The following is a 7,917-nucleotide window of genomic DNA, read 5'->3' on the forward strand; positions in this document are numbered from 1 at the left end:
CGACGAGATCCTCGAACGCCTCGCCGGCTACCTGAACCGCCTACCGAACCCCAAATCCTAGATATGCAGTCCTCCCAAGACTCGGGACACTAGAGTCGGGGCACGCGACGGCCGCCTCGACGCCTATTCGGCTGGCGAAATCCCTGGCGCAGGATAGGCGCTCATCCGGCGAGCCGGCGTCTCGGAAGGGGCGAACCTGTCGGCCGAACCGAGAGGCGCTCCGGGAACCACCGCACCCCGTGATCCTCGGCAATCTCGGTGAGCGCCGGTCTGGGCCGCTGACACCCCCTAGTGTCATCGACACGGCTGATCTCGCTTCTCGTCATTCTGACATTAAGCGGATACCGCGGTATCCGCTTAATGTCATTCTGACCTTTGCGCTGGCGGAGCACCCGCCCAGCTAGGCGTCAGCGTCGATACCCATCTCGGCCCGTAGCTCCTCGACAGCCGACATCAGCTCCTTCAGCATCACCTTGGCCTGCTCCTCGTCAGTTGACCGGACCTCTCGGATTCGCCGAAGGACATCAGCGACGGGCAGAGTTCCGCTCTCCGATGCCGCTCCCCCACCTGCGGGCCGCGCGTCGCCGGCAGGGTCGCCACTGGGAGTGGATGAGGAGGTCGGCTCGTTCGGAGAGGACTTCACCACCTGGGCCGGCGCGGCCTCCGGGAGGCCGAAGCCCAGGAACTTGGCGGCGGCTTGCAGGGACTTCTCCGTGAGCTTGCCCCGCCGACTTGCCTCCTCCCAGACCTTGCGCACCGCCTCATCGCCGTGATCGCGCTGCACCGGGACGAGAACGCGAAGCTGTCGCTCTTTGAGGTCCATGGTGGTGACCGACTCGAGCGCCCTCACTACGGGCACAGCGCGCTCGACCTTGTTCGCGTAGTCCTTACGGATGCCGAACGACTCGAACAGCAGCTGCCCCAGGGTCGTGTAGCCCCCGGCCTCCCAGGCGCGCTCCTCCTTCATAGCGATGATGTATTCACCGAGAACCAGCAGTCGCTGCTGCTGAACACGCTGCTCGTTCGACTTCGCTGCGTATTCGACTTCGCCGATGCCGCGAAGGTAGTGCTGCAGGCGCTCCTTCTTGTCCTGCGACGTAGGTGCCGAGAACCGGGGCATCGTCACGTACCCATGCTCATCGGCGTGAGCAGGCGGGTGGGTGACAGCGAATTCCGTCGAGCTGTCGTCATCACCAGTCGGTGCGGGGTCCTGAGACGGGGAAGAGCTCTCGGGAAGACGCCCTGAGTCTGCTGGGTTCAGCTCCCCCGAGCCTGAGACGCTCGGCCCCGATTCCGCTGGCCCCGAGTCGACCGGACCCGAGTCCTCCTTCAGCTTCTTCTCCTGCTGCTCCTCCCACTCGCGGAGCCTGCGCTCGCGCTCGCTCTCACCGGAGTCCTCACCTCCGAGGCCGTACCGGTTGAGCAGCGCGTTCCGAGACGGCCCCGTCGTCTCAGGCTCCTGCGACACGTACCTCGGAACCCGATCCTTCTTACTGGAGGTCGCCATCAGGCTGCCAGCTCCTTGGCCAGGCTACGGAGGCCGTCCGTGAGTTCACAGTGAGGGGCGTACTCGAAGAGGGGAACGTGCTCGTCCGTGGCCTCGCGCTGTTCCTTGAGGTCGTTGAACACAGCGAGGACCCCTGGTGCAGCACGCTCCTCCCATTCCTCCTTCTTCCTCTGCGGCGACGCTCCGCGACGGGTGTCGAAGTGGTTGATGACGAAGCCCAGCTCGTCGATCTCGACCCGGGTGCCGCTCATCAGGTCCTTGCGCTGACCGTTGAACAGGTCGTACGCCTCGAAGCTCGGGGTGTCGGCCCACACAGGCATGACGATGCCGGAGCGCTCGGTGAGCTCTCCCTCGCGGCGGTGGACGTAGTGCATGGCGATGTCCATTGCCAGACCAAGGCTCGGAGGTCCGTCGATCACCACGACGTCGTAGTCGTCCTCGATGGGCTCGAGGGCACGCTGCAACGACTCTTCACGACCGTGACGCACGGAGCTCATGACGGCGTCGAAGAGGAAGGCGTCCGTGCACGCGGGGAGAAGATGCAGCCGTCCCCCGAATCGATCGCCCTTGATCTCGACCAAGATGCGAGCGATGTGCTTGCGAGCCTGACCCAGCATGTGCCGCAGGAGCGAGTTGTCGTTGTCCACGGCGAGGGGCTGCACGCCCAATCGCCTCGTCATGTGGCCCTGCGGGTCGTAGTCGATGAGAAGGACGCGGAGGCCCATCTCCGCAAACGCTTGAGCGAGGCCGGCAGCGAGGAAGGACTTGCCCACGCCGCCTTTCTGTAGGGCGACCAGGATCCTCTTGACCGGCTGGCTGACGAGCGTCTCTCTGGGGGAGGGGTGCACCTTGAGCCAGTTGTCGACGGCTTGGGCCATCCCCTGAACCTTGGTCAGGCCGCGAGCTTCGCACTCTGCTTCGAAGCGCAGGGGGCCGCCTGCCGGCAGGAAGACCCCCCAGGACTTGGCTCCCTTGGTGGGGACCGTCGCCACGTCCGGGGTGTCGTACCAGAGCGCGAGGGCGTGGGCGGCCGCGTCCTGGATGTCAACTCCCACCTGAGCGGCACGGATGCGGAGGTCTCGCCTCATCTCAGGGGTGAGGCTGACGAGCAGTTTTTCGCGTCGAGCGTTGGTTTCTGTGGTACTCATGGAGTGCAAATTACCAGAGACACCAGGGCGGGTAGGGGAGGCAGGGTCCAAATAACCAGATGCGGTTAGGCAGTTTGGGTGATTCTGGGGACCTTGACCCCTTGCGCACCTTCACCACCATATGAACCGCTCGGGCGACGTGGGTACATCCACAGCCCGCTGCCCCGTGCGCCGAGGTCTCCTCGCGCTCGGTCGCCCGAAAAACTCCATGGCGAGTGCTCGTGCATCGCGAGAAAGCAGCGCCAGAACTCTTCCAATGCCGCGAAAAATGAGACGCTCGCCGCAACTCTATTCGCAACTTTCCAGGCGCTGTGAATTAGTCCTGCCGCATTTTCTGCGTACCCCTTGAATCGGCTCGGCGGGACGCCACGCCGATCCAGGAAGGGTCAGCGCCGCAGGTCAGGCAGGGTGTAGGGTGACCGCTCGGCTACTGGATATCTCTGATGGGCAGCTTCCCTAGGGGAATTTCAGAAAGCGCGACGGGAGCCAATACAGCTCCTGCTTTACGGACTTGCACATCACGGATATCCGGACCGCGACTGACTCCACATCAGGTCACACGGAATTCCGGACGACGAGAGGAAGGGGGCCGGGCATGACCGCCCGTGGGCGCAGTCGCACCACAACATCGGCCCCCACGCCGATCGAGTCGGCGGGTCTGTCTCCCCGCGTGTCGGGACGGCCGCCATCCTCCGGACCTTATCCACAGGTCAGGCCCCGCGGGGGGCCCAGAACGCGAAGAGCCCGGGACTGCCGATCCCGGGCCGTTCGCACCGCGTGGAGGGGGTTTTGGACAGCCAGGTAGCCAGCTGAGTTCCGGCGTCGCCGGGTCCGTCTCTCGTGCTTTCCCTAGCCAGACGGGCCGCGGTGCCGGTGTCCCCTTCCCACCTCGATTATGGAGCAGATCATCGCTGTCCGTACGAGGGCTGGTTCAGTCATGCCGAAGACGGCTGATCGGGCGGCTCGTTCCAAGCGTTCTGGTACGTCCCGGTGGCGCGGCGCGCGCGGGGGCGAGGTTGTTGAGTTGGCGGGTCCGGTTCCGGAGTCGGGGCCGGGCGATCCGCTGGTGCTGAACCGGGTGATGCGTGCCCGGCTGTACGCCGCGGTGCGGTGTCTCCTGGCGGACCGGTCTCTTGAGGGTGCGTCTGATGCGGTGCGTCTGGCGGCTGTAGTGCTGCTGGCGAAGGCGAAGGCGAAGGCGAAGGCGCGCAGTGCCGTGTTGCGGTTGCGGGCGGGGGAGATGGGGCGATGGCTCGGGGCGTCCGAGTCGTACGTCAAGCACACGGTGCTACCCGCGATGCGCGAGGCCTGTGTGGTGGAGACGGGCCCGTGGACGGAGGAGTCCGGCCGGGTGGCGGGGCTGGAGTGGAAGCTGCTTCCGCTGCTCGCGGCGCGGGAGAGCGGTGATCCGATGCACCCGCTGGCTCTGGCCCGCAAGGACCTGGCGACGCTGTTGCGGTTCTGCGAGGCGTTGTTCGCGCCGGGTTGGGCGCCGAAGGACGGTCCGGTGACGCCGCCGGGGCTGCTGGCGGCGCGGCGGGGGAGGGGAGCGGCGACGGACCGGCTGGCGCTGCTGCTTCTTGCGTTGCAGACCCGTCCGGACGGGCGGGTGCGGTTGGTGGGCGGTTCGGTGAAGGAGGGCCGGGGGCGCGCGGACGCCACGGTCGCGAAGGCGCTGGGCTGTTCGGTCGACGGGGGTGGGAAGGTCATCGACCGGCTGGAGCGTCTGCGGCTGGTCGAGGTGGTGCGCGGGACGACGGAGGACGGCCAGTTTGGCAAGGCGCGGCTGGTGGTTCCGGCGATCGCGTCGGCGTTCGGGCGCGGCTGGGAGCCGAAGGTGGTGGTCGGGGACGGCGGCGAGGAGCCGGAGGGGCGTTGCTCGTGCGCGTGCGCCTCGGCGGACGGCGAGGACGAGGCGCCCTCGGGTGAGGTGTTGGTGCTGTCGGGGGAGGGCTGGCGCCAGGAGTCGTTCGACGATGTCGAGCCCGAGGAGGCCCAGCGCCCCGCTGCTGCACTTGGGGATCTTGGGGCCGGTCCGCTGTGCGACAGCCCGGTAGCCAGCGGGGAAGAGGCCGCTTCGGCGGGGGTGGAGACTGGTGTGGTGGAGCGCCCTGCTGGTGCACCCCTCCACGCCGACCACCCGCAGGTGGTCTCTCTCGGTGGTTCTCTCTCGCTCGGTGTCGGGTTTTCCGGCGAAGCCGCTTGGGGGTGCGGTGGTCTGCCGGAAGACGCGTACGCCCGCGAGGACGGGCATGGGCTGGCCGAGGAGCGCGACGGTGCCGCCGAGTGGGGGCTGGGTGGCCCGCTGCGCGGGGAACAGCAACAGGATCTCGCCGGTGAGTCGGGGCGGTCGGCCGCACCTGGCGCGGTGAAGGGCGCCGCGCGGCAGTTGGGAGCGCCGGTGTTCGTGCGGCCCGCGGCGCTGCCGCCGGGCTTGGAGTCGGTGCTGGCTCCGGTGCGCTTGGTGTGGGAGCGGATCGTCCGTCCGGCTGCCCGACGGCATGTGGCTGCGGCGGTGCGGGTCCAGCTCGATGTCGTGCGCGGGATCCTCGGGCCACAGGATGCCGAGCAGGTCCTCGCCGAGCGTCTGGAGCGGCGGTTCGATCAGCAGATGGGCCAGCCGGTGACCGACCCGGTCGGCTGGATCCTGGGCCGGGGCCTGCTCCAGCGGGCGTGGTGCTGGTCGCAGCTGTGCGACGAGGGCCGGCGGATGGACACCGGCGCGGACTGCCCCAGCTGCCAGGTGCTGATCGGTGACCGGCGCGAACTGCGCACCCGCATCACGGCGAAGACGTCTCGGGAGCTGGCTGGCGCGCATCCGCAGGTGCTGCAGGCCGAGATCGAGAAGCGGCTGAACGCCGCGGTGGTGTTGGAGGCTGCGGAACAGGCTGTGCGGCGGGAGAAGACGCTGGCCCAAAAGGAGGCCCGCGCCCGGGTCATCGAGGAACGCCGCGCCGAGTACGCGGCGGCCGAGCAGGAGCGCCTGGCGGCGCCGTGCACGGACTGCGGGCTCCCGGACGCGGCCGGCCGGTGCATGTCGTGCACCCAACGCCGTGCGGTGGAGCGGCTGGTGGCCGAGGCGGTCGACCTCGCGGTCATGGCCCGGGCCGACCTCGGCGACGCGGCCGCCGTCGCAGAGACGACGGCGCGGTGCAAGCAGGACACCCGGGCGCTGCTGGAGCAGGACCTGGACCGGTTGCGCGCGCAGGGCCTCGCCCCTGTCGAGTTGCTGTTCGCGGCGTGGGAGACAGCTGAGAAGCTCCGCGACCGGCGGCGCGAGAGCCTGAAGGGGCAGTTGATGCGCTCGGAGCGGGCCCAGACGGAGGCGGACTTGGCGTACGACGCCAAGATGCGCACGGCGCACCGGTTCCCGAGCCGGGCGATGGCCCAGGAGGCCGCCGAGCGATGCGCGGACGAGGCCCTGGAGCGGGCGGTGGAGTACCTGTTCGCCGAACGGGCCCGGCAGTTGAGCATCGTGCGGGGCGAGCAGCCGGTGCGCGCGGCGGCGACCGACTGGCCGCGCCGCTGTGCCGAGCTCGCCGGCACGAACCTTTCCGAGGACGGCGCCGAGCACACCGGGTCCGCCCTGGCGCGGGAGGCGGTGACCGCGGCATGAGCTCGCTGCCCGCTCCCCGCGCAGGCCTCGCCCGGCCTCACTGCGCGGCCTTGGTGCCGCTGCCGTCATCCCCCGACGGGCCGAAGCTCCAGCCGGTGGTGGTGTCCACGAGGCTGCTATGTCGTGTCAAGCCGCTTGAGCAAGCTCTTCCGGGGTCGGCTGATCCCCTCGTTCGAGGAGTTTGAAGATCTGGCGGCAGATGTTCCGCTTGAGGCATCGCTGCGCGTCGCGAGGGCTCTTGCCCTCGCCGGTGCGGCGGGCGACGTAGGTCTTCGTGGCGGGGTCCAGTCGCATCCTGATCAGGGTGATCGTGTGCATCGCTCGGTTCAGCTGGCGGTCGCCGCCCCGATTGAGTCGGTGCTTGTTGGTCAGGCCTGACGAGGCCGGGATCGGCGCGACACCGGCGAAGGAGGCGAAGGCGGCTTCGGAGCGAAATCGGCCCCGATGCGACCAGCTGACCAGGATCTGAGCTGCAGTGATCGGGCCGACACCGAGCAACGCCAAGAGCTCGGGAGCCTGTTGGCGGACCAGCTGAAGGAGCTCGCTCTCCAGCTCGCGGGCCTCGGCCTGGAGGTGCCGAATGCGCTGGGCGGTGGAACGCAGGGCGCGGATGGTCATGCGGCGTTCGGCGGACAGCGCGGGCCGGTCGCGGAGACCGGCACACCGCGTGACCTGCTGTGATCGGCTGAGGCGGCGCAGCTCGGTGCGCAGGTCGTCCGGTGCCGAGATGATCAGGGCCTTGAGTTGGTTGATGGCCGCGGTGGAGGCGTGCACGGCGCCCTGCCGGGTGGCCAGCAGCACGCGCCTGGCCTCGCGTTCTCCGCGCTTGCGGGGCTGGATGAGGTGCTCGGTGGCCAGGGCCTCGCGGGCTGCGCGGATGGCGTCGAGCATGTCCGTCTTGCGTCCGCCGCGGACCGGAGGGCGCTTGGGGCGGCAGACCTCGACGACGCGTTCACCGGCGTCTTCGAGGAAGGCAGCGAGGCCGGCGCCGAAGCTGCCCGTTCCTTCGAGCGCCCAGCAGCGCCGGCCAGGCACCTTCAAGCGCGCGAAGTCGAGAAGGCGCTGGTAGCCGCGGCCGTGGGCGGGTGCGTCGGTGGTGTCCAGGACGGCGCCGATGGGGCTGACGGCGGCTGCGGCGAGGGTGTCCCGGTGAGTGTCGACGCCGATGACGCCGTCGACATGTTCTGCGAGCATGGTCACGCGGTTGTTCTCCTCTGGTCGAACGGCCGTGGTCGGCGTCGGCCCTGGGTGGAGTCACCACGTGGCGGAACTGTGATGAGTCACGCCGTGAGGCGGCGGACAAGCTGCTGATCAAGCCAACGGGTGGGCCAGGCCGGCGCCCGCGTCCGGCAGACATCTCGGGGGAACGGCAGTCCCTGAGGGGACGCCAGTTATTTTGCGAGTCATGCCGGATCACGAGCGCCGAGCCTGGCAGCAACCCATCCCGGGCCGCAGAAGAACTCTCACAGTTATGTTCTTCGCGGTCCTGCAAGAGGGCCGCTGGCCTCCGGGCCCGGCATGACTGTGTCCCCCTGTCGAACGGATGACCTGGGGGGTGGTGTCACCGGGCCCGGGAGGTGCCGTCGGAGACGCTGATCAGAGGTCCGGCCGCCACCCGGTCCGGCGCAATGCCGGACAGCTCGCGG

The 7,917-nt window shown here is 68.9% G+C and carries 4 protein-coding genes; 1 reads left to right on the forward strand and 3 read right to left on the reverse strand.

Annotated elements, in window-relative coordinates:
* Positions 1-400 precede the first annotated feature (400 nt).
* Both ACFC02_RS40475 and ACFC02_RS40480 read right to left on the reverse strand, forming a co-directional pair.
* The gene (locus ACFC02_RS40475; protein WP_376367692.1) at positions 401-1,507 is read right to left on the reverse strand and encodes a hypothetical protein; all 1,107 of its coding nucleotides are present in this window, start codon (positions 1,505-1,507) and stop codon (positions 401-403) included.
* Positions 1,507-2,655 carry a ParA family protein gene (locus tag ACFC02_RS40480; protein WP_376367694.1) on the reverse strand — a complete coding sequence of 383 codons (1,149 nt, stop codon included), beginning with the start codon at positions 2,653-2,655 and terminating at the stop codon, positions 1,507-1,509. Before ACFC02_RS40480 ends, ACFC02_RS40475 begins: the two co-directional genes overlap by 1 nt.
* 895 nt (positions 2,656-3,550) lie before the next feature.
* On the opposite strand from ACFC02_RS40480, the gene ACFC02_RS40485 reads away from it, so the two are divergent.
* Complete coding sequence (locus tag ACFC02_RS40485; RefSeq protein ID WP_376367696.1) at positions 3,551-6,271, forward strand: hypothetical protein; 2,721 nt, start codon at positions 3,551-3,553, stop codon at positions 6,269-6,271.
* Between the two features lie 126 nt (positions 6,272-6,397).
* Here ACFC02_RS40485 and ACFC02_RS40490 read toward each other — a convergent pair whose 3' ends face one another.
* Positions 6,398-7,465: an IS110 family transposase gene (locus ACFC02_RS40490; RefSeq protein WP_376367698.1), complete on the reverse strand. Its 1,068-nt coding sequence runs from the start codon at positions 7,463-7,465 to the stop codon at positions 6,398-6,400.
* Positions 7,466-7,917: the final 452 nt, after the last annotated feature.

Origin of the sequence: Streptomyces sp. NPDC056160 (genome assembly GCF_042268205.1) — a bacterium.
GTDB lineage: Bacteria > Actinomycetota > Actinomycetes > Streptomycetales > Streptomycetaceae > Streptomyces.